The 26,653-nt window shown below is 44.1% G+C and carries 20 protein-coding genes; 6 read left to right on the top strand and 14 right to left on the bottom strand.

The features are described from left to right. The first annotated feature begins 2 nt into the window (after positions 1 to 2). From QH73_RS22765 to QH73_RS22755, 3 genes are all read left to right on the top strand, one after another. The gene (locus QH73_RS22765; RefSeq protein WP_039714335.1) at positions 3 to 2,186 is read left to right on the top strand and encodes a GumC family protein; all 2,184 of its coding nucleotides are present in this window, start codon (positions 3 to 5) and stop codon (positions 2,184 to 2,186) included. Between the two features lie 313 nt (positions 2,187 to 2,499). Beyond that, positions 2,500 to 2,919: a phosphomannose isomerase type II C-terminal cupin domain gene (locus tag QH73_RS22760; protein WP_039714336.1), complete on the top strand. Its 420-nt coding sequence runs from the start codon at positions 2,500 to 2,502 to the stop codon at positions 2,917 to 2,919. A gap of 224 nt (positions 2,920 to 3,143) precedes the next feature. Beyond that, positions 3,144 to 4,247 (top strand): glycosyltransferase family 4 protein, encoded by a 1,104-nt coding sequence (locus QH73_RS22755; protein WP_039714337.1) that lies wholly within the window; start codon positions 3,144 to 3,146, stop codon positions 4,245 to 4,247. 124 nt (positions 4,248 to 4,371) lie between these two features. Here the strand turns inward: QH73_RS22755 and QH73_RS22750 are convergent, their stop codons facing one another. The 5 genes from QH73_RS22750 to QH73_RS22730 form a co-directional block, all read right to left on the bottom strand. Beyond that, positions 4,372 to 6,708, bottom strand: a complete 2,337-nt coding sequence (locus QH73_RS22750; protein ID WP_039714338.1) for an NACHT domain-containing protein — start codon at positions 6,706 to 6,708, stop codon at positions 4,372 to 4,374. Positions 6,709 to 7,903: 1,195 nt separating this feature from the next. Next, positions 7,904 to 11,080, bottom strand: a complete 3,177-nt coding sequence (locus QH73_RS22745) for an efflux RND transporter permease subunit (RefSeq protein WP_039714339.1) — start codon at positions 11,078 to 11,080, stop codon at positions 7,904 to 7,906. Positions 11,081 to 11,141: 61 nt separating this feature from the next. Further along, positions 11,142 to 12,596 carry an efflux RND transporter periplasmic adaptor subunit gene (locus QH73_RS22740; RefSeq protein WP_132867488.1) on the bottom strand — a complete coding sequence of 485 codons (1,455 nt, stop codon included), beginning with the start codon at positions 12,594 to 12,596 and terminating at the stop codon, positions 11,142 to 11,144. Between the two features lie 268 nt (positions 12,597 to 12,864). Further along, positions 12,865 to 13,269: a translocation/assembly module TamB domain-containing protein gene (locus QH73_RS22735; RefSeq protein ID WP_309476520.1), complete on the bottom strand. Its 405-nt coding sequence runs from the start codon at positions 13,267 to 13,269 to the stop codon at positions 12,865 to 12,867. Then, positions 13,211 to 14,167 carry an NmrA family NAD(P)-binding protein gene (locus tag QH73_RS22730; protein ID WP_236147137.1) on the bottom strand — a complete coding sequence of 319 codons (957 nt, stop codon included), beginning with the start codon at positions 14,165 to 14,167 and terminating at the stop codon, positions 13,211 to 13,213. The genes QH73_RS22735 and QH73_RS22730 overlap by 59 nt, the downstream gene beginning before the upstream one ends. Positions 14,168 to 14,533: 366 nt before the next feature. Here QH73_RS22730 and QH73_RS22725 point away from each other — a divergent pair, with 366 nt between their 5' ends. Then, on the top strand, positions 14,534 to 14,719 hold the full coding sequence (locus QH73_RS22725; protein WP_039714341.1) for a hypothetical protein: 186 nt from the start codon (positions 14,534 to 14,536) through the stop codon (positions 14,717 to 14,719). A 238-nt stretch (positions 14,720 to 14,957) separates the two neighbouring features. Here the strand turns inward: QH73_RS22725 and QH73_RS22720 are convergent, their stop codons facing one another. Next, positions 14,958 to 15,230, bottom strand: a complete 273-nt coding sequence (locus tag QH73_RS22720; protein WP_039714342.1) for a Mo-dependent nitrogenase C-terminal domain-containing protein — start codon at positions 15,228 to 15,230, stop codon at positions 14,958 to 14,960. Positions 15,231 to 15,638: 408 nt separating this feature from the next. Here QH73_RS22720 and QH73_RS22715 point away from each other — a divergent pair, with 408 nt between their 5' ends. Beyond that, entirely contained in the window at positions 15,639 to 16,505 is an 867-nt protein-coding gene (locus QH73_RS22715) for a hypothetical protein (RefSeq protein WP_039714343.1), read from the top strand. 186 nt (positions 16,506 to 16,691) lie between these two features. Next, positions 16,692 to 18,008, top strand: coding sequence for a fumarylacetoacetase (gene fahA / locus QH73_RS22710; protein ID WP_039714344.1), 1,317 nt, complete (start codon positions 16,692 to 16,694; stop codon positions 18,006 to 18,008). A gap of 94 nt (positions 18,009 to 18,102) precedes the next feature. On the opposite strand, the gene QH73_RS22705 is transcribed toward fahA, so the two are convergent. The 8 genes from QH73_RS22705 to QH73_RS22670 form a co-directional block, all read right to left on the bottom strand. Then, positions 18,103 to 18,588: an ankyrin repeat domain-containing protein gene (locus QH73_RS22705; RefSeq protein WP_039714715.1), complete on the bottom strand. Its 486-nt coding sequence runs from the start codon at positions 18,586 to 18,588 to the stop codon at positions 18,103 to 18,105. A gap of 394 nt (positions 18,589 to 18,982) precedes the next feature. Further along, on the bottom strand, positions 18,983 to 19,765 hold the full coding sequence (locus QH73_RS22700; protein ID WP_052289883.1) for a hypothetical protein: 783 nt from the start codon (positions 19,763 to 19,765) through the stop codon (positions 18,983 to 18,985). 139 nt (positions 19,766 to 19,904) lie between these two features. Next, complete coding sequence (locus QH73_RS22695) at positions 19,905 to 21,230, bottom strand: DUF2254 domain-containing protein (protein ID WP_039714345.1); 1,326 nt, start codon at positions 21,228 to 21,230, stop codon at positions 19,905 to 19,907. After that, positions 21,227 to 22,249 carry a mechanosensitive ion channel family protein gene (locus tag QH73_RS22690; RefSeq protein WP_039714346.1) on the bottom strand — a complete coding sequence of 341 codons (1,023 nt, stop codon included), beginning with the start codon at positions 22,247 to 22,249 and terminating at the stop codon, positions 21,227 to 21,229. The genes QH73_RS22695 and QH73_RS22690 overlap by 4 nt, the downstream gene beginning before the upstream one ends. A 36-nt stretch (positions 22,250 to 22,285) precedes the next feature. Then, positions 22,286 to 23,251, bottom strand: coding sequence for a mechanosensitive ion channel family protein (locus QH73_RS22685; protein ID WP_039714347.1), 966 nt, complete (start codon positions 23,249 to 23,251; stop codon positions 22,286 to 22,288). 114 nt (positions 23,252 to 23,365) lie between these two features. Further along, positions 23,366 to 24,649: a DUF389 domain-containing protein gene (locus QH73_RS22680; protein WP_039714717.1), complete on the bottom strand. Its 1,284-nt coding sequence runs from the start codon at positions 24,647 to 24,649 to the stop codon at positions 23,366 to 23,368. 299 nt (positions 24,650 to 24,948) lie between these two features. Continuing rightward, positions 24,949 to 25,755 carry an ion transporter gene (locus QH73_RS22675; protein ID WP_039714348.1) on the bottom strand — a complete coding sequence of 269 codons (807 nt, stop codon included), beginning with the start codon at positions 25,753 to 25,755 and terminating at the stop codon, positions 24,949 to 24,951. A 251-nt stretch (positions 25,756 to 26,006) separates the two neighbouring features. Next, a complete protein-coding gene (locus tag QH73_RS22670) occupies positions 26,007 to 26,639 on the bottom strand; it encodes a cysteine dioxygenase family protein (protein ID WP_309476519.1) in 633 nt (210 codons plus the stop codon). Positions 26,640 to 26,653: the final 14 nt, after the last annotated feature.

The raw sequence follows: 26,653 nt of genomic DNA, 5'->3' as shown, positions 1-26,653 counted from the left end.
TTATGGAATCTAGAGAATCTATTGATTTAGACTTGAGCCAATATTGGTTGAGCTTAAAACGAAGATGGTTACCCACTGTCAGTATTTTTGCAACTACAGTTACCCTCAGTATTGTAGCCGCTGCTTTCATGAAACCATCTTATGAAGGAGAAGGAAAACTATTATTTAAAATTCCCTCGTTTAACGTCGTAGGTTCTAATCTCCTACCTAGTATTTCTGAAGGACAAGAAACAGGAGATTTGAGAGCGCTAGTCTCAACTCAGAATCCTATCAGTAGTCAAATCGAAGTTATATCATCTCCTACTTTGTTACAGCAGACGATAGACGAATTGCAACTCAAAAACGAGCGAGGTGAACCGCAAGAAGTTGAGGCGTTCAAAAAGGCTGTAAAGCTAAAAATCGTTGGTGGCACAGATGTATTACGAATTACCTATAAACACCACAACCCTGAGAAAGCAGCAGCAGTAGTTAATAAAATCATGGAGTTGTACTTAGAAAATGATATCCTTACAAGTCGCTCCGAGGCAGAAGCAACTCGTCTATTTATGGGAAAACAGCTTCCTAAATCTCAAGCCGCCGTTCACCAAGCAGAAGTAAAACTACGCATCTTTAAACAAAAAAACAACATTGTCGATCTATCAGAAGAGGCTAAAACAGCTGTTGCAAATATTGGTAGTTTAGATAACCAAATTGATAATCTTAAGGCTGAACTGGACCAAGCAAATACCCAAACTAAAGAGCTTCGTCAAAAAGTAGGTCTAAATCCTCAACAAGCAAGTGCAGTGAGCGCCCTCAGTCAATCGCCTGCGGTACAGGGAGTCCTTATCCAACTTCAAGATACAGAACGACAATTAGCGAGTCAGCGCAGCCGTTATTCGGATAACAACCCTGTAATTATCGATTTAACAGCGAAGAAATCTAACTTAGAGGCTCTCCTACAAAAACAAATAAAACAAACTGTTGGTAGTCAAACAAAAGTTGCAGCGGGACTATTGCAAATTGGAGAACTCAGGCAAGACTTGATCGAAAATTTGTTGCAATCAGATGTACAGCGTCGTAGTTTGGCTCAAAAACTAGCTTCTCTGTCTAATTCTCGTTCTACTTACGAACAACGAAAAAACACTATACCTCAATTAGTCCAAAATCAGCAGGAGTTAGAACGGAGACTTGTGGTCGCTCAGTCTACTTATCAAACTTTACTGAAAAAAATACAAGAATTACAGGTGGCTGAAAATAAAACTACAGCTCATGCGCGGATTATTGCTCAAGCTTTAGTTCCCGAAAAACCAGTATTAGAGCAAAAACTCATCATTTTAGCGCTGGGGATAATGTTTGGTGCTTTGTTGTCCACAAGTACTGTTCTCTTTCTTGAACTAAGAGATCGCTCTCTAAAAACACTTGAGGAAATTAGACAAAGGTTTAGATATACGTTGCTAGGAGTTATTCCCCTAGCTACTAATAAAGTCCGCTCCAATAATTGGGATGTGGAATCAACAAATCCAGAAATTTCTGTTAGAGATAAACCCTACTCCTTGACTAGCGAAATCTATCGCATGATTCAAGCTAATCTAAAATTTCTCAGTCCAGATCGGGCATTGAAAACTATTGTGGTAACTAGTGCTGTTCCTCAAGAAGGCAAGTCTACAGTTTCTGCTAATTTAGCAGCGGCGATCGCTCAACTAGGACGTAAAGTCTTACTCGTTGATGCAGACATGCGAGATTCTTCTCAGCATCATCTCTGGCAACTCACTAATGCAACAGGTTTGAGCGAGGTACTTGTAGGACAGGCTCAAGTTAGCATTGCCACGTCTAAGGTCATGAATAATCTTGATGTCTTAACTGCTGGAGTTACTCCTCCCAATCCACTAGCCTTGCTTGATTCCATACAGATGGCAGCACTAGTTGAAGGTTTTGCATCTCAGTATGACTTTGTGATTATCGATGCTCCTCCCCTTCTTCTTGCTGCTGATGCTCTGACTTTAAGCCAAATGACTGATGGAATTTTGTTAGTAGCTCGACCTGGAGTCATTGATGCTAACAGTGCCAATGCTGCTCAAGAGATGTTGGAGCGTTCAGGTCACAACGTCTTAGGTTTGGTAGTTAATGGGATCGTCGATCAAAATGAATATAGCAGTTATTTCTCTCATGCTAACGAAGGTAGTGTTAATGAGGTTATTGTATGGTGAACACATTTATCCAAATATTATTAATACAGAGTTAGAACTTAGAGAGCCTTCAGAGAATAAATGGGTGATAACTATTCTCTGCTCCTAGTAGTAACAGCAAAAAGAAATACGATCGCTAGCCTTGACTCAAGGAGACAAAATCATGAACCCTAACATTTCCTTCGAAACAGTACTTCAGCTTCTGACAATGGCTTATGTGGCAAGCGCGATACTCGTACTGCTAGCTTCCAATATTTGCTTAGCGGTAATTGAAACAATTGAAGAAGCTAGCGACAAATAAGCAAACTTTTGTCATATCTATAAACGAGGTTATATGACTCAACATCAAGAAACAAAACCAATGAACGCGCTGTCCGTACTTCCAGTACCCAATCCCACAAACATTATAGTAACTGAGTCACGCCCTTGGGGTTCTTTCACGATTTTAGAAGAAGGACGTGGATACAAAATCAAGCGCATAGAAGTTAAGCCTGGACACCGTCTCAGCCTGCAAATGCATCACCACCGCAGCGAACACTGGATTGTTGTCTCTGGTACAGCTAAGGTAACTTGTGGCGATCGAGAAGTGTTGCTGAAGAACAACCAGTCTACCTATGTACCTCAGTGTGCAGCTCACCGTTTAGAAAATCCAGGCATCATTTCCTTAGTTTTAATTGAAGTACAAAATGGTGAGTACTTAGGAGAAGATGATATCATCCGCTTTCAAGATGACTATGCTCGTACCGAAAACTAAATGCTGAATAATAAACCACTATGGAGGTGAATGATTCTACTGCAAAAGTTTTGGTAGAGTAGCGCCAGATTTTATAAATTATCGAGTAGAAAAGTCAAGGTTTAAAAGTCAGAATTTAAGTATTTACTAATATGATTTTTTTCCAATATTACGTGATTTAGATTTACGCATAGTTTTTGTTCAAAATTGCTTGTATATAAGTTCAAAATTATGGAAATTAGTAAATGAAAAATAGCAAAAAAAACAAAATCGATATTCTTATGGTGGGAGACAGCTTATCTAAGCAGGGAGGAATTGTAACTTTAGAAAAGCATATGTTGAAACATGCTCCTGCTAACGTGCAAATTCAACATATTGGCACGGCAGTTGATGGTTCGGCAATGCAAAAAGCTTTTGGGTTTGCGATCGCCCTGGTTCGGGTTATCTTGGTGCTATTAACGAAAAAAGTGGATATCGTTCACGCGCATGTAGCCGAGAGAGGCAGTGCTTATCGCAAATCAATTGTGATTCTAATTGCTAAATTCTTGTTTTGCAAACCCGTAATTCTACATTCTAATAGTCCTGAGTTTTATAAATTTTATCAGGGGTTATCGTTAAATGTCAGACAAGGATTGTTGCGGGCATTTAGTCAGTGCGATCGCTTCATTGCTGTTTCCGAGAGTTGGCGTAATTTCTACGTGGATAAATTTGGTTTAAAACCAGAACAAGTCTTGGTACTGGCTAATCCGATTGAATTACCAACTCAAGTTCCTCACCGAGAGCGATCGAACCAGATTAATCTTGTTTTTTTAGGACGCATCGGACAGCGTAAAGGCACTTTCGATCTGATTCGCGCTTTTGCCATGTTACCTGAGCCGATCAGAAACCAAGCAAATTTAACCTTGGCAGGAGATGGAGAGGTTGACAAAGCCCGCGATTTAGTCACGAGTTATAGTTCAAGAACTAGTACTATTTGCGATCGCATTACTATATACGATTGGCTCAATCCACAGCAACGAGATGCTTTATTAACTAAAGCACATGTCTTTATCTTACCTACTTACAATGAAGGATTACCCTTAGCTTTGCTAAAAGCAATGGGGTGGGGATTACCTGTCATCGCAACGCAAGTAGGGGGAATTCCCGATTTGATTGTCTCGGGAAAAAATGGTTTATTAGTCCAGCCTGGAGATATTCAACAACTCTCCACTGCCATTGAATCGCTAATTCAGAATCAAAATTTGAGACATTCTTTGGGTAGTGCGGCGAGGGAAAGCGTCACACCTTTGGATGTCAAAAGTTATTTCAGTTTCTTGTTGCCAATCTATGATTCAGTATTAGACTCTTAGAGAACTAAGTGAGTCAAAACTTCGCTATCAAGCATTGTTTTGACGAAATATTATCAACTACAAAAATAAATTCAGAATTCTTAGGAAGGTCAGTTTGATAAATGCGGGATTGTTTATTAATCTTTCAATAGTGCAAAACTTTCAGTAATGCTGGCAAAAGAAATGTTTCCTCAATTTTTGCTCGTACGCTAAAACTGATTTCACGACTCTTTTTAAGGCACTTTACTACTAAGTACTTAGCAACATAGTATTGCTGAAGTATTGCCTTCTGATATTCGCTGAACTGCCATTGGTAACCGATATTACGCTCCCAGAGGATCTGAGACCTCATTTCCTCAACCCAAGTTTGACCATTAGTACTCCACCATTCCTTGAGCTTTTCTTGGCTTTGTTGAGGGTTGGGTAGTTGTTCTCTAAGTTCTTCTAGTAAATTTTGCAATTTGGAGTGACAATCGAGATCTATCTTGTAAGGAAAGGCAGAGATTATAGCAAGAATTTGTTCCTCAGACGGGCGATCGCAGATAGTAAGTCCTATGGATAGCAAGCGTTTCAAAGCTAGATCCAAATATAGATCGTAAGTCAGCTTACTCGTAAGTCTTGGATCGATCTCAATGGAGAGAGACAAGTCGTAAGCTGGTTCTGATTCGCCGTGAAGCTCCAACGATAGATAAAAAGCACGAACTGCGGCAGGTTCGTAAGGTACTTCGACTGAAAGAGATTTCTGCTGAAGCCAGATCAGAAACTGCTGCAATTTCTCATCAGCATCTACCAGCTCATCGCTGCGTTGTTGCATTAACTGAATTAGAGGATCGGCATCTTCTATCATTTCCATAACGAATAGAAAAACTTCATGCCAGCGAGGATCGCTCATGTGGATAGTCAACTGCCTCAGATTTCTATTTAAAGCTTCTGGCTCAAGATTAGCAACAATATTTCTAGCCGTGAAATATTCTTGAAAAGTGGGATATGAGAATGAGTAGATTCCTTGAGCTTGTTCTACTATGACTCCATGTTCTACCAAGAGCGACCTTATCACTGTTTCACTAATGAAGTAAAGTTCTTCTGAATCAGATGGAGTATTGGGTAAAGTGCGAAGATAGTCTTTGATATAATGCAAGAGATTACTCTGCGTAAAATAGTAGTTGTCTTGCTCAAAGGTAATAGCGGCAATCTGGCTGAGTAGTTTTATCTTATGAGGTAAAGATAACTGATAGAGACTTTTATCTGGTTTAATTCCTCTGACGCGATCCCACCGAACTAACAAAATATCTAATGCTTGTTTGTATAACTCAGCGTGTTGAGCAGCAAAGCTTAAATTGGTTTGAAATAGAGAACAAGCTAGGTGCAGAAAAAGAGGTGTTCTAACAAGGCTATAAATTGACTGATTTTCAGGCAACATTAGTTCTTTTAGAACCCGATCTGCTTGTACTAACCCTTGTTCTCTGGGGTTATTGCTGACGTTTACAAACCACTGCTGAGCGAATGCTTCGACTTGAGAGAAGTTTAAATCAGCTATCTCAACATCAGTAAATTTCTCAAGCCAGTACCACGGTGTGGAAGTGCGACAGGAAACTATAAACTGATTTTTGTCATAATCTTTTGACAAAACACTAATCTGTTGCTGAACCTCTGCTCTATACTCTTCTTCTACTTCATCTAAGCCATCCAGTAGAAACAATGCTTGACCGTGATGAAGTAAAGTTTCAATTTGCGGCTCAGAAAATCCGATTTTACATAACTCTTGACTAATATAGCTGAATAAACTAAAGTGTTGAGTTTTGCTGGCATCCTCAGCAAAGCTTCTTAGTCGGATAAAGATTGGTAGCCGATCTGAAAACAAGCCACCTCGATTGCACTGAATAGCAATGTACTGCAAAAGTGTGGTTTTGCCAGACCCTGGTTTACCTAGAATCGTCAGCTTAGAATAAGTTTCAATTACTTGTGCTGCTGAGACGTGTTTTTGACGAACTTCATTACAACTCTGGCAGCTCGGATCTTCGATCCTAGGGCAATTTAAATGAGATTTGTCTAACCGTCTATTACTTGTAACGTCCTCGAATACATCAAGTTTAATATAAATATCTTCTAACTCTATTGGTCGGGCTGTATCTAATAACCGTATAGCCCCATACTCTGCTTGAATTTTATCGTGACAATGCGATCGCGCTGCTCGTACTAAGGTATCGAGATTTGCTCTCTCGTCGTTCTCGTTCTCTTCCTTTGTCGATATGCTATCAGTTGGTAGAGCTGCAATCTCTTGCCAATCTAAACCTAGACGAAAGCAAATTTCTAGAAATGTCTGCCGCTCAATCGGTTTGCCTGCGAAAAACTTCCATATTGGTTGGCGTGTTTCAATTCCAACTTCACATGCTAGATCTTCTTGCGTCCATTGCGTATGTCTAAAAGCCCTTTTCGCTTTTTCAATACCTATAGTAGATGCTTGTAGGGAGCGTCGTGCCATATGTCAATAAATATGAGGAATCAAAATTAAGTTGAATTGAATAGTTATGAAAAATCTACAAAAATCCATTTGACTAGTTGGCAAAATTCCTAGCCATGTAGACAGATTTAAAACGAACGCAAATTTAGTTGGATTGCAATAAGCATTTCCAGACAAAGCATTTAGTTGTCTTAAAGCGATCCAGTAGCTAATTTAAACAGCCCATATATCAATCATACTATAAAAAGTTCTTATTATTTGTTTTTTGATTTCTTTAATTAATGCCTTCATTTCATAACATACTCTATTGTTTTTTTCAGCGTTAGACAACAGAAAGTAGTATGGCGATCGAGTATTTAGCGATACTTATGATGAAATTCTAACTCATGGACATATTAAAACTAGTAATTTTCTTTTTGTTTTAGTAGTACATATCTTCTATTTTTTAGAGTACCCCCCTACAAGATATTATCCAAGCGAATGATAAATAGCGTAACAAAATTTTAAATTATATGCAACGACGTGTAGCATTATTGATATTATATAGTAAAAAATTGGTATTAAGATACTAATGCGTATGAAAATAATAAGCACTAATACTTTATTACTTAATTACTTAAGATACTTGAACGTCTTTTAATTTTTACTGACCAGAGCAGAGATTAGTTAACGTAGTAAGTGTAGCTACGTCGAGAGTATGCTACAAAACTCAAAGACGCTCGCCACTTGTCAGCATCAGCACGAGAAGCACTGCGGTATCGAGTCGTGAATGCAGATCGATTATGGTATGAGTAAATCCGTTGCAGCTCGCGTGTTTTAGGTGTCGCGCAGCAGTGCATCATTGAACGCTCGTCTGTAGCAAATGGTAATGCATCATCGTTGAAAGGGACGTGCCTCAAGCAAGTGTGGAATAAGCAGCAATATCATTCCAAGTCCAAGGACGATGCGAATGTCCTGCTGTTGCTGCCGCACTTGACGAGCGGCTTCGTTTTGGTCGATGATGCGATCGCTTCAAATTCCTGAACCTGACGCAGCATGATTTCAGCTCCAGGAATTTTACTTGCCCCTTCAGCAACGGCTGGCGCTAGTTTCCAGGTATAACCTTACATCGAGTAGTAAACAATTAGAATTTTCATGATTCCTCCTAAGTTAGTTTTGCTACGTTGCTGTCAGATTTAATTACTACCTTCAAAGGTGGTAATTAAACAAGTAAAACTTAGCGAGTGACTTCTGACTCCCGTGCTGGCTCTGATAATTGTTGTTGAGAACGTTTAGACTTGCGATCTTTATGAAACCAGCGATCGCCAAATGACTCAAATGTAATGTACAAAATCGGTACGACAAACAAACTCAAAACCGTAGCCACCAGCATTCCGCCAAATACAGCCGTACCTAAAGATTGACGACTACCCGCTCCCGCTCCGCTAGCTATCACTAAGGGGAAAATTCCCACTAGAGTAGAAATTGCCGTCATCAAAATCGGTCGCAAGCGTTCTTGAGCTGCTTCTAAAGCTGCTTGTGTAATTGACAACCCGCGATCGCGCAATTGATTGGCAAATTCTACAATTAAAATTGAATTTTTACTTGCCAACCCAATCAACATCACTAACCCAACTTGACCGTAGACATCATTAGGAAAACCGCGTAAAGTTAGAGCCAATAATGCACCCAGAACAGCTAGCGGTACAGCTAAGAGAATAATCAACGGATCGAGATAATTTTCATACTGAGCTGCTAAAACTAGAAAGACAAAAACGATCCCCAAACCAAAAATGATTGGTGCTTGTCCGCCAGACTCTAATTCCTCCGCCGTAATTCCCGACCATTCATAACCGATATTAGGTGGTAGCACCTCAGCAGCAATTTGTTCCATCTTTTGAATTGCTTCGCCAGAACTGAAGCCTTCAGCTGCCGAACCAGTAATTTCAATTGAGCGAAATAAATTGTAGCGATTAATTGTCTGCGCTCCAGTTGTCGGCGTAATTTTCACTAAATTAGCTAGAGAGATCGTGCGTCCCTGTGCCGATCGCACGTAGAGCTGGCGAATATCATCGGGGTTATTACGAAACTGTCCGTCTGCTTGTACGTAAACGCGATAGCTGCGCTGTTCTAAATTAAAATCATTCACGTACTGCGAACCTAAAAAAGTCTGCAACGTGTTATAAATATCGTCAATAGAAACTTGTAGTGCTTTAGCTTGGTTGCGATTAACTTCTACTATTACTTGTGGTGTATTAGCAGTAAAAGTTGTAAATACTCTTTGCAACCCCTCTGTTTGACTGGCTCTACCTATCAATTGATTAGCTGTTTGCAATAAGGTATCTAAACCAACATTCCCTCGGTCTTGTAATTGAAATTGAAAGCCACCAATGCTACCCAAACCAGGAATTGCCGGCGGATTTGTGGGAATAATTCTTGCTTGCGGAATTGCTGCTAATTGTCCGCCTAACTTCTGCGTAATTGCTTGAACTGATTGCCCCGTACCTTTACGTTCATTCCAAGGTTTGAGCGAGGTAAAAATAATCCCATTATTAGCAGTATTGCCGCTAAAACTAAAACCACCGACAGTAAAAGTCGATTGCACTTCGGGAATTTTGAGAATTTGCGTCTCGACTCGCCGCATCACATCATCTGTATAGTTTAAAGAAACTCCAGGCGGACCCTGCACCAATGTAATAAAATATCCTTGGTCTTCTTCTGGTAAAAAGGCAGTAGGCACAGTCACAAATAACCAAGCTGTAAAGGCGATCGCGGCAGCAAATAGCGCCAAAACAATGTATTTGATTCTGACTAGGCGATGGAGAATTTTTTGATAACCTCGCCGCAACCAGTCAAGAAAACGATTGATTTGGTGGAAAATTCGACCTAACCAGCCGCCTGTAGTTTGTTCTCGTCGCAGCAAAATACCTGCTAAAGAAGGCGTAATCGTAATAGCAAGAAAGGTAGAGATGGCGATCGAAAAGGCAATTGTCAGCGCGAATTGACGGTATAATGCCCCTGTAGTACCTGGGAAGAAAGCTACGGGAATAAACACCGCCATCAATACTAAAGACGTGGCAATGACTGCACCTAGTAGTTCGTGCATCGCTACCGATGCAGCTTGACGCGGCTCCATGTTTTCTTGTTGCAACAAGCGGGAAATATCTTCAACTACGACGATCGCATCGTCTACCACCATCCCTGTAGCTAAAGTTAGACCAAACAGCGTCAAGCTATTAATCGAAAATCCGAAAACTTTAATAAAAGCAAACGTACCGATCAAAGCTACAGGGATCGTAATCGCAGGAATGACAGCAACTCGCCAGTTTTGCAGAAACAGGAAGATTACGGTAATAACTAGGGCGATCGCAATTAATAGCGTAATTACCACTTCGGAAAGCGATTCTTGCACGAATAAAGTCGTGTCAAAGGCGACATCATACCTCATGCCTGGAGGGAAACTTTGTGACAGTCTTTGAATTTCAACTTTAACCGCACTAGCAACTTCCAAGGCATTACTACCTGGTAATTGATAAACCCCCAAGCCTACAGCATCTTGTCCCCGAAATCGCAAGAAGGAATCGTAATTTTCTGCGCCTAATTCTGCCCGTCCGACATCTTTCAGCCTCACCAGCGTTCCATCTGCACCCGTTTTGAGGACGATATTTTCAAATTCGGAGGCATCTTGCAGGCGACTTTGCGCCCGCACGTCGATTTGATATTGTTGATTGTTAGGAAGCGGCTGTTGACCCAATCGCCCCGCACCAACTTGAATGTTTTGTTCGTTGAGCGCCGCCACGACATCTTGTGCTGTGAGATTGCGACTGGCAAGTAAATTCGGGTCTAACCACACGCGCATCGCATATCTGCGTTCGCCAAAAATTGTAATATCGCCAACACCCTCGATTCTTTTGAGAGCATCTACGAGGTAGATATCGGCATAATTACTTAAAAAGATCGGGTCGTATTTGTTCTGTTCGGAAAACAGCCCAAGTGCCAACAACAGAGTGCTAGACCGCTTCGTTACCGTCACTCCCGTGCGCTGTACTGCTTCTGGTAACTGTGCCTGGGCGACGGATACGCGATTTTGTACGTCAACAGCTGCCAAATCTTGGTCGCGAGTCGGCTCGAACGTGACCGAAATCGAACTGCTACCATCGTTGTTACTGCTAGAACTAATGTACCTCTGACCGCGAACGCCGTTAATTTCCCGCTCTAATACAGTTGTGACAGTGTTTTCGACAATTTCTGCACTAGCTCCAGTGTAGTTTGCCGTGACATTGACTTGAGGCGGACTAATTTCGGGATACTGGGCAGCAGGTAGCGTGGGAATGCTAATCGCTCCTGCCAACAGAATAATGATGGTACAGACGCTAGCAAAGACAGGGCGCTTGATGAAGAAATCTACGAACATAACTAGGGAGTAGGGAGTTGGGAGTTGGGGGAAATTTTAGATTTTAAATTTTAGATTGCTCTTAGTTTCCTCTGCCCCTCTGCTCCTCTGCCCCTGCTCCCTGCTCTGGCACAGGGGCGATCGCAGCGCCATCTCTGAGGTTGAGTAAACCAGAGGTAACGATTCTGTCTCCCGATCGCAATCCCGATCGCACTTGGTAGCGATCGTCTTGAATCTCACCTAACTTCACTGGTTGCTGTCGAGCCGTTAGTTGAGTTTGTCCCGATGGGGATTTTGTTTGTTGTACCACATAGACAAATGTTTGCCCTGCAACTCGCGATACTGCTGTAGTAGGAATCAAAATTCCTTGTCGCTGGTTCCAAATCACTCTGGCGCGGACAAAGCTATCGGCTCGGAGCTGGGTTGGGGAATTAGCAAATAAGGCTTTAATTAAGACCGATTGCGTGTCGTTTGTCACTTGGGGCGAGATAAAAAATACCTTGCTCGTACCGATTTGCTCTCCCTGTTCGTTTAATAATTCTACTGGCGTACCGATCTCCACTTGTGCCACCCGTTCCCGTGGGATAGAGACGTTCACTTCTAAAGGTTGATTTTGAGTCACGGTGGTTAGTTGAGTCGAAGGCGTGACGAGATCGCCAACTTTGACGGGAATCGCGCCTACTGTACCTGCAAAAGGAGCGTTGACTTGGAAGTATTGCAGTTGCACTCGCGCCTGGTTAGTATTTGCCTCTGCTTGCTGTACGGCTTGTTGAGCTTGAGCGACTGCCGATGTCTGTGCTTCGATTTGCTTATCGATCGCATTCAAATTAGCGCGGGCTGTTTGCAGTTGGTTGTAATATTGGTCTCTCGTCTCTCGCGATACTGCTCCTTGACCAGCTAGTGCAGAATATCGTTTGTACTGCTCTTGGCTCAGTCTTAGATCGGATAGAGTGGCTTGCCTTTCTGCTCTGAGCGATCGCAGTGTAGCTTGTGCAGTTGCGACTTGAGCGCGAGCCGCTGCTGCTGCCGCAACTGCACCCGATACGGAGGCTTGTTGCTCGTCAGGATCGATTTGCACCAGTGGTTGCCCAGCTTTGACTTGAGTACCTGGTTGGACGTAAATTTGCGCGACTCGTCCCTGAACTTGTGGCAAAAGAGTCACCGACTGCCGCGATTCCAAATTAGCAATAAATTCCGAGCTTTCAACTATAGTGCCAGATGAAACTGTTGCCGTGTTGACGGGAACAGCACGCGGCTGGCTTTGTCCTGGTGGTGACTGACCTTGCTCTTGACGCTGCCACCACTGCCAACCCAAAAAGCCCCCACCCAGAAGGATAGCGATCGCACCTATAATTGATACCCACTGGCGCTTCTGTCTAGAGGAAGATTTTGTCCGTACTCGCTCGGGAGGGGAATTGTCTTGCACCTCACCAGTTTTTTCGACCGATACTACATTTCCAGAGCGAGATCCTGCATCATCCTCTTGCTTTATCGTTTGATTTTCTGGTTCCGTGCCTTTAGAATCCGAATAGCTCATTTATCTGATACTTTTTTTAAGAATATTTTCTTTAGAGTGCGTAGTAATTTATGCCAACTAACTCACCAGCCAAATGTCCCCTTCGAGCTTACATAGAAATAGTAGAAAACTGGTGTAGCCAAACGGTAGATATCGTCTGATTTATTGAGTCAAACTATCTGAAGGTAGAGATTGTACTAAGCTTAGAGTTAAAGGCATTTGACTAATAGACCGAGCATAATCAGCACTCAGATAGGGAAGGTATTGCTGCGAACCTGCTATGTAAGTCTCAAAAAAGCCACGCTCCAATTTCTACTGCTGCGGTAGGAAAGCGTAATTCATCAATGCCTAAAGCCTCACCAATCTCGGTAATATTGTCTTGGAAGTCGGACAGTAGGGTAGAGCCTGCTATTGTGGCAAGTCCTAGTGTAGGATTTCCTCTACCCAAAGTATTGATAAAGGAACCGCCTAACAGCGCGACGCTCTCTGCTTTGCTGCGATTCGGTTTGCCGATCGATTCTAGGTTATCCGCCAATTCACTCGCAGAACCCTCTACCACTGCTTGCACGCGCACGGTGCGAAAAGTGCCGAAGCTTGACGATAGGATTAGAAGGAGTGGGAGCGATCGCCTGCGCTTACAGATTTTCGTAAGTAAGTTCTTTGTTTGCCCAGTGAGTTTCTGCCAGAAATTCACTAAATGTAGTCAGGAGTGTGGGAAATTCCGCTTCTCTTAAGCGCCTAACATCGGCTTGATAGCCTTGAGTGCGATACCAGCTAATCAGGGCAAATAGTTCCCATCGCCAAAGCAGTAGAAATATCCATGCAGGTATTTCTCTGTAGACAACTGGCATGGACTGTGCTTCTGAGAAGCTCTGCGCCATTTGTAGAGGGGTTAGCACGTCGCCTGCCAGCTCGATTTCTTGACCAATGTACTTTTGTGCGTTTTTCATGACATAAGCAGCAATGCGTCCCATATCCCTAGTTGTAATTAGATGTAGCGGTCGGTCGGGCTGAAGCGAAAAGGAGAAGACCCCTTTGAGGATGGATGGTCGCGTGTACTTCTTCCAAAACTCTTCCATGAATAGACAAGCTCTGAGCATAGTTGTTGGCAAGCCAGCCTGTTTGAAAACTTGCTCCACCTGATACTTCTGCTCGATATGGCTGACTCCAGAATTTCTCTCTGCTCCACCTGCGGAGTTATACACCAAATGCTCGATCTTGGCATCAACAGCCGCTCGTGCCAGTCGGTGCGCTCTCTCGATCTCTTGTGGATCGGGTTTAGCAGCATCGGCAGACAAACCGTGGCAGTAGACAGCCGAAATTCCCCTCAAAGCTGCTTGAAGCGATGCTTCATCATCCAAGTTAGCCTCAACTAGCTCAACGCCTGCATCACTGATCTTTGACAAATTGGGGCGGCTCAGGTCGATTTTTCTAGTGATGGCGTGTAAGTCAGTAACTCCAGTATCGAGAAATCCCTTGACTGCGTTTTTGCCAGTGCCACCAGTCACTCCAATAAGCAAAACCCTACCAATTTTTGATTCCATGTCATTAGGGAAAAGCGATCGGGGAAATTCAAAATCTTTGCTTGTCATTCTATATAGCGATTCTATTTGAGTCATGAACCGATCGTTGTGGTGGTTGACTGTTAACAGTTGACAGCTAACCGTTAACCGTCAACCGTCAACCAGCAATATCCCAGATTCACAAATCATTTAGGCTCGCTATATATTATTGAGCCACAAAAAGCCCCCTTCTGGTGGTTTGGACTGCGAGAAAGACTGCTGGTAGATGGGCGATGGTCGCGACAAGCGCGTTTCACCCTCGGCATCGCGATGAAGACGAAGCAGCTGCGATGGGAGCAGGCTGACATAGATCGGTTTTCTCTCTACGATTTTCCTACCCGTCGCAGTGCGAATAGAGACACAATAATAAATAGAAATAACTTTTTGAGGTAAGCTATGTTTCCTTTTTGGGGTAGTAGCTGCTACGGTGGCGAACCTATGTCTCGCAAAAGCTTTTTAGAACGTAGGCTTCGGTTTCTCAAGTGGATGCGAGACGATCTAGAAACCAAATTAGCGGGCATTAATGCGGCGATTGGTAAAGTAGAACAGCAGTTAGGTGAAGATGAAACAGCTCAGGTTTGAAGTTAGAGCTTGAGGCTATATCCATACGCTACAGCTAATTAGGTAAATTCGAGCGTAGTCCCAGTGAAGCAACTGGGACTTTTCTATCAGCAGCAGGGTTCAGCAGAATAGCGATAACTACGCCCACACTGCGCTAGTTTTACCGACTGACTGTCTACAATTGCGGCAGTAGCTTGGGGAGATCTTTCTTGCTTCAAAAGATCGCTTAGTAAAACTTGTTTGCCGTAAGGCACTCTCATTAGTAGCAATATAGTGCTTTATCTTTATCAGATTCATTCGTTAGATAGGACAGAGCCTTGAACCGAAGGCTAACAAATTGCTCGTAAAAAGGATTTAGCTTGCATAGAGGTGGAATGTGAAATAAAGTACGACCAAAAAGCTTAATGTCTCGTTCAAAAGGACAACTTGCTGGGATCGACTGGCATAATAACTTAGCAAGCTTGCGATCGCGCACCTCCACCTGCTCGAACCATTGGTCAACCAAATCCCGTAGATTGAGAAGTTTCACCATAACGATCGCTCCTTGTAATCCAGTTGAATCATGTTTGGTTTTTTGAGTCTATTCATATAAAGATGCATACTCTCGAAAAATTGGTCTGACTCCACTTTTTCGCGTTACACCCCTTGATAACGGTTTTCAATTGGGTAAAACACGCGATCTATAGGGGCGCACGGCTGTGCGCCCCTACAAGTGTCACGCACGCAATCGAGAATTGCTATGAGTTATGAACGCTAATCAATTATTGATTAGTATTCATAGTATGAAAGCGGTCTGTTTGCGATCGGGTTCAATCAGATGTATAACTTCGTGTATAACTTCTGCTAGCGGTAGCGGATAATTTAAAAGTAGATATTGCACGGCAACGGACAGCAATAGAGGCGCATTTTAAACCAGAGCGTCAGGAGGAAATGAGATCTAATGCTCGCATCACTAAAAGCACTCCTCACCTCAGTTGTAGACTATGCCGGACTGTTCCCCCCAGCAAAGCTTGACTTGCGACAAGCAATGGAGAATTACGTCCAAGACTCGGCATCACCCTATGCTTGGATGCTCAATCGCTTTGTCATCCCAATTTCCCGTTTGTCGGAGTTCGCGGAACTCTTATCGGCGTTTTCTTTAAAGCATTGGTCGCTCAGTGTAATTCTTTCGGGACTACAATCGGAAATCGACCAGGTGCGATCCCTTAATATTGGCAACAAGGTAGCGATCGCAGCTCTCGAATTTTCGCCTCTTTCACCTTCAGCAATAGAAAGAGTGTTGCCCGATCTTCCTGTCGGAGTTGAGGCATTTTTTGAAATTCCCTTTAATAGCGACTTAAAGCCATATCTAAAGGTTCTGCGGCACACTAGTGCAGCAGCTAAAATTCGCACTGGTGGGGCAACCATCGATGCTTTTCCCAGCGTTACTCAATTGAGCCAATGCATCTTTTCATTTGCCGAAGCCCAAGTTCCTTTTAAAGCAACCGCAGGTTTGCACCACCCCTTACCAGCTCAATATCCCTTGACTAGCGAACCAGACAGTCCTGCCACATTAATGCATGGCTTCTTGAATGTGGCAACTTTAGCAGCACTCGTATACTGGCAAAAAGTCACGCCAACAGAAGCCTTAGAACTTCTCCAAGCATCCAGCAACACTTTCCAATTCAAACAAAATAGTATTTGCTGGCGCGATCGCTATATAGATATTTTAGAGATAGAAGCAGCTCGACAACATTTCTTCCGCTCATTTGGTTCCTGCTCCTTTCAAGAGCCAGTCAACGATCTTAAGCATATTTTTAATTGGTAAGAAAGTGGTGCGTGGTGTGTGAAATATTTTTGACTTTTGACTTTTGACTTTTGACTTTTGACTTTTGACTTCTGTACGGGCGGGTTTACCAATTGTCTTTGACTCTGACCAGTATTTCTGGTGAACCCGCCCCGACAATTTTTGACTTTTGACTTTTGACTTTTGACTTTTGACTTTTGACTTACTATGATCCGTCCCATCAATTCCACCCACAATCCAAATTTACGCAGTTGGGTTGACTCGGCAAATCAAAAGAACACTGATTTTCCGATCCAAAACCTGCCGTTTGGCGTGTTTCGACCTCGGAACAGCAATAATTCCCGAATTGGGGTGGCGATCGGCGATCGAATTTTAGATTTAACTGCGTGTTGCCAAGCTGGATTGCTGCAAGAACTGCCCCAGGAACTACAAGCAGCATGTACTGCACCTAAATTAAATCAATTGATGGCGATGGGAAGTAAAGCAGCCTCAGCATTGCGCAATCGCTTGAGTCATCTGTTACGAGCCGATGCCCAAAATCCCCCTTTGGAAAGCAAAATTCTTTGCTCGATGTCTGAGGCAGAACTTTTATTACCTGCGAATATTGGCGACTATACTGATTTCTACGCTTCGATCTTTCATGCCACTAATGTTGGTAAGTTGTTTCGTCCCGACAATCCACTCCTGCCTAACTACAAATACGTCCCGATCGCTTACCACGGTCGTGCTTCTTCCATCGTGCCTAGCGGCACTGCGATCGCGCGTCCCAAGGGTCAGAGGAAAAACTCTGGGGAATCAGTGCCAAGTTTCGGATTTTCTCAACATTTGGACTACGAATTGGAAGTTGGGTTCTTCATTAGTAATGGAAATCAGCTAGGTCACCCCATCTCAATTGACGATGTGGAGGAACACATATTTGGGCTTTGCTTGGTGAATGATTGGTCGGCAAGAGATATTCAAGCTTGGGAATATCAGCCCCTCGGTCCCTTCTTATCCAAAAGCTTCGCAACGACGATTTCTCCTTGGGTAGTAACCCTAGAAGCTCTAGCACCATTCCGTTGTGCATCTTTTCAACGTCCCCAGGGAGATCCGCTACCACTGCCTTATCTTTCCTCAGCACATGATACTAAACTAGGTGGCATTGACCTTACGGTAGAAGCACTAATCCGCTCAGAGCAAATGCGTGCAGCAGAAATGCAGCCGTTTTGCTTAAGTCGCGCTTCTTTCAAGTCGATGTATTGGACTTTAGCTCAGATGCTCGCTCACCACTCAAGTAATGGTTGCAATCTCCGCTCTGGAGATTTGCTAGCCAGTGGCACAGTTTCTGGTGCTGAAGCAGGAACGCAAGGATGTTTACTCGAAATCACTCAGCGTGGCTCAAAGCCGATTCAACTACCAACAGGCGAGGTAAGTTCCTACCTAAATGACGGAGATGAAATTGAGCTGCGCGGATACTGCGAGCAGGAAGGCTATGCCAGAGTTGGTTTTGGAGAGTGTCGAGGTAGAATTCTTTCAAATAGCTGACATTCCACTGATACTAAGTTTATTCGTGGGAATGGCAACGTATCTTTGAGAGTAGGTTGACAGTTATCCATTCGAGAATTAATGAGGTTTTTACCTATGCGAGAATGGTAACAATCTCCCTACGCATACATTTCATCGCTAGTTCCAGAGGGGTATCCCCATACTTGCTTCTAGTATTTAACTGTGCGCCCGCATCTACAAGTAGCTTGACCCCTTCAATATTATTTTGCACAACTGCATCGTGGAGCGCAGAATATCCGTTGTAAGGACCCTGAGCATTGAGATCGATCCCATATTCAATTAAAACTTTCATCACTGCTGGATACCTCAGATAAGAAGCGGCGTGCAGTGCAGTACCTTTCATGCTGGAGTCAACGGCACGAAGATTAGCACCAGAGTTAAGCAACAGCCTGACCATTTCAGAGTCACCATTGGCAGCACTAATTATGAGCAGGCTATTTCCATTACTGTCCATTTGGTTAATATCCGAGCCGCTAGCAATCAATTTCTTTGCTAATTCAAGGTTATTGTCGTTCACAGCAGCAACTAGACTGGTACTCGTAACTAAATTATTTTTCATTAGTTTGTCCTCATGTTTGCAGAATGTTTGCACTACCCATGTATGTAAGAGTGCAAATAAAATCTTAAAAAAATCTTAAGATAGAGAGCGTCAGGTTGCTAGGGTGAAACTTTTTGAGTGAGTTAGCATTTTTTTGATTGTATGCGGTATACAGTAATATCAGTTTTTGGTGCGTGACGCAAGGCGCGTAACACACCCTACTCATACTGAGATTTTTTCGATAATCAAATCGGATTCCTAATAGAACTGAAGACTCAAATGAAGTTCGACCGCAATAGACGTGTTGGGAAATCAGGGAGAATAGAGTCATACTTCGGCGTTAATTGTTAATTTAAAAAGTAACCTTGCTTAACACGCTTTATTGCTCTACTACTCGCGATCGACTTACCGAATGTTACAGTGCTACCAAAAGTGCAGCATAAAGACCTGCACCGAGGACAAAAGCCCAGAAGCGACTTTGACGTTCTTCGGGGAGTTCTTCTTTCAAAACATTAAGTACGACTCCTCCGGCGAGAAAAGCAAAGAGTAAAGCGATCGCCGCCTTAGACAGTTGAGTTCCCAGCCCGAGCGCCCAACCAAAAATAACTGCTGCTGCCAGTATCCAACGACCGATTTTCTTATAGGCACGCTTATGATGCTCGCGCAGTCCGTTGTCATTTACGACAAAGTGCAAAGCCATTGCAATAAAGAAAAATAAAAGACTCTGAATTTCTGGTTCCTCGCGGTGCAATAGCAGATAACCAATGAGGGCATTGTAGAAGGCAAACGAGGCAATATGCACCCAGAAAATTCCTTCGGAGGTCACATCTCCCTTGCCTACCTTGTGATTGCGCTGACGCGATAATTTGGCAGCTCGTTCTAAGCCATAAAACACGGCTAACCCCAATAATGCTAAAAGATATACGTGATGTTCTAGAAACAATAGTGCCTTGCCCACCGTACCCTTAATTGTCTCTTGTGCCTGACTCAATTCGGGCAGGATATGGACGAAGACATAGGCAACCGAGACACCGCCACTTACAGACAGCCAAATACTGCGAGGAGTTCTGTCGAGAAAGCGGAGTTGACCAGAAAACAGATGCACCAGAGCTAAAGTAACAGCAAATAGTGCCGATAACCAAACGATATTAGAATTAGATGTCGATGGCTCGGCAACTGCAAACAAAATTCTAAACATTTATCATTAAAGTCATTTTTCTAAGACCTGAGATTGCAAATGACTTGCATTGCAAGTCATTTCTTTCTTTAGGCTGAGCTGGTTGAAACAATATTGCTTCTGTCAATGAGTGGATCTTGCAGCGATCGCCACTGGTCATTTAAAGCACTTTCAAAACTGCTTGATATCGCTGTTCGATATCTTGCCGATCCAACTCTTGAGAAACTGCTTCGTGACTATCATGTAGAATCATGTCGGCGTGGCGGCGTAGTGCCGCACGGTCTGGCTCGTTTTGGGTATAACGCGCAATAGTAGCGATCGCTTCTAACATCCGAATTATGACTCCCACATCCGATTTGCCATACTGACGAATTTGGTTGAAAGCTGCATCAGTTAGTCCGGCAAAGTTGAACGGTTCGGCAATGACGCGCAGGTTGTTATCGTCGTCGTAGCGGTAGGCAGAAGGAATTTCTCTTTGCGCTAAATGAGATAATCCAGCACTTAGTTGGTCAATACACTGAATTGCCGTCGTCGGGTCGTTGATCCCAGGAGAAATGGCACGTAGAGCAATGTCAACTAATTGATTCACGGGAAACTCGACATCCTGTTGTTCGGTGCGTTGTCTGCCAAACATAAAAGCATCGTTGATGCGATCGCTCAGTTTCCGATTGACCTTATCCCCTGGAAACACCATGACTAAATCGCTGCCCTTGACCACAAACCTGCCTGGTCGAGATTTTATTTGCAATAGTAAAGAGCGACCGCCAGCGATTTGCATTAATTCTTCCTCGTCGATCGCTTGAACATAACCGCTACTCTTAGCTTTGACGGGATAAGCATCTACATCGAAATTAGCTGGGATAGCGCGATCGTGCGGCTTGGCATTGGGCAAACTCCGCCCTAGCTTTTCGGGAAACAAGCGATCGATGGCTTGGTGAAGCTCTTTACTAGCCTCCATAATGATATGGGATGCCTGAATAATTGTAGAGGCGTGATGGATAAAGTAAATCAGTACGCCAATACTGGCAAGTCCTAACAACAACCCAACGGTAACTGCAAGCTGCGGTACAAAAGAGTCGTAATCATCGCCATCACCGCGTACAGTTCGCAGTACCAGTAGGCTGTAGATGAACGTACTAATAAATGTTCCCAAGACAAGTTGATTGCCCGTATCCTGCATAAAGTTACGCAGCACGCGAGGAGTGTAATTAGACGCAGCTAGCTGAAGCGCCACGATCGTAATTGAGAAAGCAGTCGCAGCCACAGAAATCACCGAACCAGCTACAGATGAAAGCACTTCTCGCGCTCCGTTAGCACCACCTGTATAGATCCAGCCCCATTTTTCCAGCGGACCGTAGTAACCAGCGCGATCGAGATTCAGCATCGTAAATGCCAGGGCGATCGCGATAACTGCCATAATTGTCGGCAAGAACCAGTAGCTTGAGTGGAGCGAGTCCCAAATTTTGCCAATTTTGACGTTTTTCATCGGTTGTCGTCCGCTGTGAGATTTCGATCGCTGCCATTACCGTTTTTTGACGCTTGGATTTGAGCGATTCGTTTGAGAGAACCGCTAATGCTGCGCGGTTTGGGGACTTCTTTGTTGCCAGCAGGCCACCCTTCACGCTGACGAGAGCGATCGCCATCTGTCTCTTCGGTTTGGTCGTGGAATAAAATTTGGCGTGTAGGATAAGGCAAGTCAATCCCATTTTCCACGTAGAGCTTTTGTTTAATCGCAGAAATTACCTTGTCTCGCGAGTTGAGATCGTCTATCCGTCTTGGCGGTTTAATCCACCACCTCGCGCGAATATTAACGCTACTTTCGGCTAGTTCTAGTACCAAAACATCGGCAGCCGGAGATCGCAAAACATCATCCACGCTATAAATTGCTTCTAGCATCAATCGTTTTGCTTGGTTAACATCGTCACCGTAGCCAATGCCAACATCATATTCAATCCGGCGAGCATTAAAAGCAGTGTTAACAGTCACCGAATTTGTAAATAATTCGGAATTGGGAATGACAATTCGGCGACCGTCGTAAGTTCTAATTGTCGTAGCGCGTGTCTCGATGTTTTCTACCGTGCCTTCAAAGTCTTTGAAAACGATTTGATCCTCAATTTTGAACGGTTCGGTTAAAAGAATCAAAATCCCAGCTAAAAAGTTTTGTAGAATATCGCGGAAAGCAAAACCAATTGCTACACCACTAATACCGAGTAGCTGTACCAAATCTCCGGCTCTAAATGTAGGGATAACTATTGAAAGTGCGACAAACAAGCCCAGGAGAATGACAGCTCCCTGAGCCAATCGCCCCAGTACCATGCCTAAATTTCGCGCTTGCCGATGCCTGCGGGTAAGGCGTTTGACTAATAACTTCAGCCAGCGAGCAGCGAAGAAAAATATGATAAAAACAACGCTCGCCAAAACAATGTTTGGCAGCATGATAATAAAGCCGTCAATTAATCCGCCAATTTTCTGCCATGCTGCTGTTATTGCTGCTTGAAAATTCATATTCGTTTATCCTAATGCCTAAAATAACGCAGTAAATTAATGCTGTGAATTTTCTTTTGTATTACTAAAGCTATTCTCGATCTGAAGTGGAGGAAATCCGACAACATTATAAGTCGTCGTTGCAATTCTAATTCCAGCAGCATCGAAAGCTTTGAGAAGATCGCGGCTAACGGCATCTTTGAGATCGCGAATTCCGTGTTCTCTGACGACAAAACGGACAGTCAGTTCCAGCCAGTTGTTAGTAATGCGATAGTAAACCTTGGGTGTTAAATCGTGAGAATGGAGAAAATAGCGATCGCGCATCACTCTCAAAGATTCCTGACTCATCTGGTTAATATTTTCTGTATGACGGGCGGCGCATTCTAATAAAATTTGTTCGGCACGATCTCGGTCGGCTGTATAAGAAATGGGAATGCTAATTTCTTCCCAAAGATAGGGGAAATCTTGCGTGTAGTTGTAAACGGGCTGGTCAAAAATTTTGTCGTTGGTGATACTGACAACTCTGCCAGTAAATTGACGGCTTTTCACCCAACTCGCAGAAGTTGAATCTTGGAACGAAACTGGCTGTCCCATTTCCATAATTTTCGTATGGATAAAACCCAAAGCAATGACATCGCCGCGCACGCCACCCATCGTAATCCGATCGCCAACGCTAAAAATATTACTCCGCAAAATTACAAAATAACCCGCGATCGCCGTAATGACTTTTTGCAGGGCAAAGGCTACACCTGCTGTCACTAAACCGATTGCAGTAGCAAGCCGATTCGGGTTGTCAAACCAAATTTCGAGCAGCCCTAAAATTAACAATACTGCTGTAACTAAATTTAATCCCTGCCCTGCCCAAAACCAAATCCGCCCGTTGTAGCGATCGCGGATCGATTCTCGAATAAAAGCATTAGCGACACGACGCAGCAACCAGAGGACAATCAGGAAGGCGAGCGTAGCTAATACCTTTAGCCCAATTTCGGTATTGAAGCTAATCAATTTAAAAACTTGCTCCAACTGTTGCCTCCTGTTTCAGCCGCGATCGCCATTCCATTTCAAGAAATGTATAGTCTTGCAGAGCAGCGCGATCGATTAAAGTATCCCACAAGTAATTAACAGGCTGAATCTAGCTCAAGTTTTAGTTGGTGCTTCTAAGACGTTGACATCAATCAACGGTGTCACGTTAAAACCTTGTTCTAATAAGCGCGTTTGGATCTGACGGGTGAGCGCGGTGCGGATTTCCTCTGTTGATGCAGTGACTCCGGCGTGACGCTGGACGTAAACCACACCCAGCAGCGTATTCTGTCCTGGAATTTCCGAGCGAGTAAAGCGGATGTTAGCCTCGACTAAGTTGGCAGTATTATTTGCTTCTACCACTTGCTGAATTTCAGCCGTAGCTCGTTGGGCGCGGGTAGAACGTTGAAAATTTGGCGGATTGCTCAACTGCCAAGTTAATAATCCTCCCAGAGCTGCCACAGTCACAGCCAGAGTCGCCGCAAATACCCATTGCTTGCCCCGCCGATAGCGAGATCCTTGCGTAGATAAGCCAAAGACGCGAAATAATATCGTGGCAGTCAAATTGATTCCCACCAGTTGTAGCAAGAGGACGAACAATCCGCTCGTTGCCATATCCCACCTGCCGATCGCCACTGCCATTCCCACGAGTCCAGCAGGCGGTGCTAGCGAGGCAGCGACGAGCATTCCAACTGCTGCACCAGATACCAAGCTACTTCTTTGAGATTGCACAAGATTGAGCGCCCCAGCTGCGCCAGCTGCTAACGGCAGCAACACCGCCACTGAGGATAATTCGCTCGTTTGTATCATTTGAGTTGTGGGAATTTCCTGCCGCAGAATCAGGCTGAGGGCGAGAGTGACTAAAATTGTTACGCTCAAGGCGCTAAAGTAACGGATGATGCTGCGCTTGAGCAAAGTGATATCTCCCCGTGCCGTAGCGATCGCCAGATTCATTGCTGGACCCGCAAACGGTGCAATCAACATCGCGGCAACCAGTAGATAATTCGTATTCGTATACAAGCCAATCCAAACTACCACACCCGCAGCCGCCGCATATCCCAGAAAACCTTTCCAAGAGCCGACGCTTTGCAAACCCGCCAGAAAGATTTCAATCGGGCTGCGAAGTTCTACATTTGTGACTTGCTGCGGTGCTTCTTCTGGTGGTGGCTGGAGCGCCATCACTCCCTGCGGGATCAGCGTGACGTGTAGTTGTGGCAGAGATTCCAACTCTCCCAGCAGTCCTTCAACTTTGCTATTAGAGATGTGGGCGATCGCTAAATCGATCTCGCCATCGCTCCCCGTCGCCTCAATTAGTGTTAAGTTTGCTCCGTCAAATGCCTTGGCAATTTCCAAAACTTGTTTGCCACAGCCACGCGGAACCTGTATTAGTAACTGACGCACGTTATCCTTATATCTAATGCGATCGCTTCCATATTTCAATAGTAAAGAGCGTTGCGCGATCGCCGTAACGATTTAGCAATTTTTCCGGGAAAATCTTAACTAAATTGCTCATAAGACACGCAACGCCAGCATTTGTTGAAACAGGAGTTATGAACAACAGTTAACTCGGTTTAACTACCTGTGTTTTGAAGTTAGATCCAAATAGTGGAAAAGTCGGGGAGAGCGAGCGAAATTTTCAAACAATCGCTCTTAAAGTTTAGATAGACATAGCAACTTCCTGAATGGGTTAGCCACCAAATTCACGGTTCCAATTTCTGCTGAGATAGCGCCTGAATCTCTTGACGCAAAGCTGTAATTTCGGCGTGCAGTGCTGCTATAGATTTAGCTCCTGCGATTTCCGCCTCGTCATCATCGGCATCGCGACCGATAAAAAATGTGGCGATCGCAGCTGTCAAGTATCCAAATACGGCAAAAGCATACAGCGCCAGAAGGAAGCAAAGCACTCGTCCTTCGGGAGTTTGGGGCCAATACTCCGAACCCAGTGTGGTCATGAGCATTGCCGTCCACCACAGCGCCGAGCCGTAGTCATTTAGACCGCGCCCATCAGGAGGATTGCTTTCAAACGCATACATCCCCGCTGCTCCAACTAGGGTAATTACTAGCGTTGTTGTAACAACGTAGCCGAAACCGCGACGACCTAAACTCGCACCGATCGCCCGCATTCCCCGATTCGTGCGGGTAATGACACGTAGTAACCGAATGCCACGAGCTGCCCGTGCAGTATTTAGCACCCGTAAAACGCGCACGAACCTAAACAGGCGCAGTGCGGGTAGTGGGAGGGAAATAACTGTCAGCCAGTTGCGTTGCAGATAGGCAAGCTTATGTGGAGCTAGAGTAAATTCGAGGATGAAATCTAGAATAAAAATTATCCAAATCACCGTGCCGATCGCTTGGAGTAAAGGAGTCAAACCCCAAATTAACTCAACGACAAACAACGCCAACCATGCAAAACTGAGCAGGAGCATGGGTGTTTCCAGCCAGTCTTCTAGCTGTTGCAAAATCTCCTGCCGTTCTCGATTGAGTAGGTGTTTCTCTGAGGTTTTCATCTATCTGTGATGATTCATAGCTGCTGTCCCTTTGTCATTTTTAGAGCAATTCAGTGGCGATTGCCTGCTGTATCTTAGGGAAAAAAGGTGTAAAACTCGTGGAAACGAAATTTTCAGGGCTGGCTTGAGTGCCTGGGTATGTTGTCGCGACCGAGGGACAGGACGTTTAAGAAATTTTGTTTGAGCGATCGCCTGCTGTGTCTCTATTTAAATTAACTCAAGCCGTGACTCTCTAGAACTCGGTTTTGGCTTCAGAAATTTTTGGCAGTACGAGTCTCTGGATCGAACTCAAAGCGTTGGAAATAGTCTGTAACCCCGTAAAGGTTAAAAGTAATCGCAGGTTCTGTACCTAGAGGCTCAACGCTGTGAATAGCATCAGGCAAAAAGCCAATAATATCTCCAGGAACTAATATTCTTTCACCAACCAGATCGATCCCGTCGGGGTATTCTGGAGTAGGCGATCGCCGCCAAAATCGATTTTTTTCCTGTCCGCTAATTAAGGCGACAATTCCCCAAGTGGCATGGTTGTGAATTGGCGAAAAATTTCCTGGCAACCAAGCCACCATTTGCACTGTCAGAGGAAAGTCTCGATCCTCGTAGAGAAAACGCACTGACCAGCCAGGGTCAAGCGGTGGGTCGATAAATTCCATTTGCAGCCAGTAGGAACTGGTCAAGAGCTTTCGCACCAAGGGAGCGATCGCTTCTATGCGACTGCGATCGTCTGCTACGGTATCAAGAATGTCCTCTAGTTGAGTGAGAAATCGATACAGGCGATAAGGCTTTACTGGAGATTGAAGTTCATCTAGGGTAAGCGCAATACATTCGCCATTCTCAGTTACTAGCCAATCTTGACTCTCTACACAAAGACTATTTTCTTCCAGCACGATCGTCTCAGACC

This window comes from Scytonema millei VB511283 (assembly GCF_000817735.3).
GTDB classification, from domain to species: domain Bacteria; phylum Cyanobacteriota; class Cyanobacteriia; order Cyanobacteriales; family Chroococcidiopsidaceae; genus Chroococcidiopsis; species Chroococcidiopsis millei_B.
The sequence above is the reverse complement of the archived record's forward strand: the minus strand, read 5'-3'. Positions and strand labels throughout refer to the sequence as shown.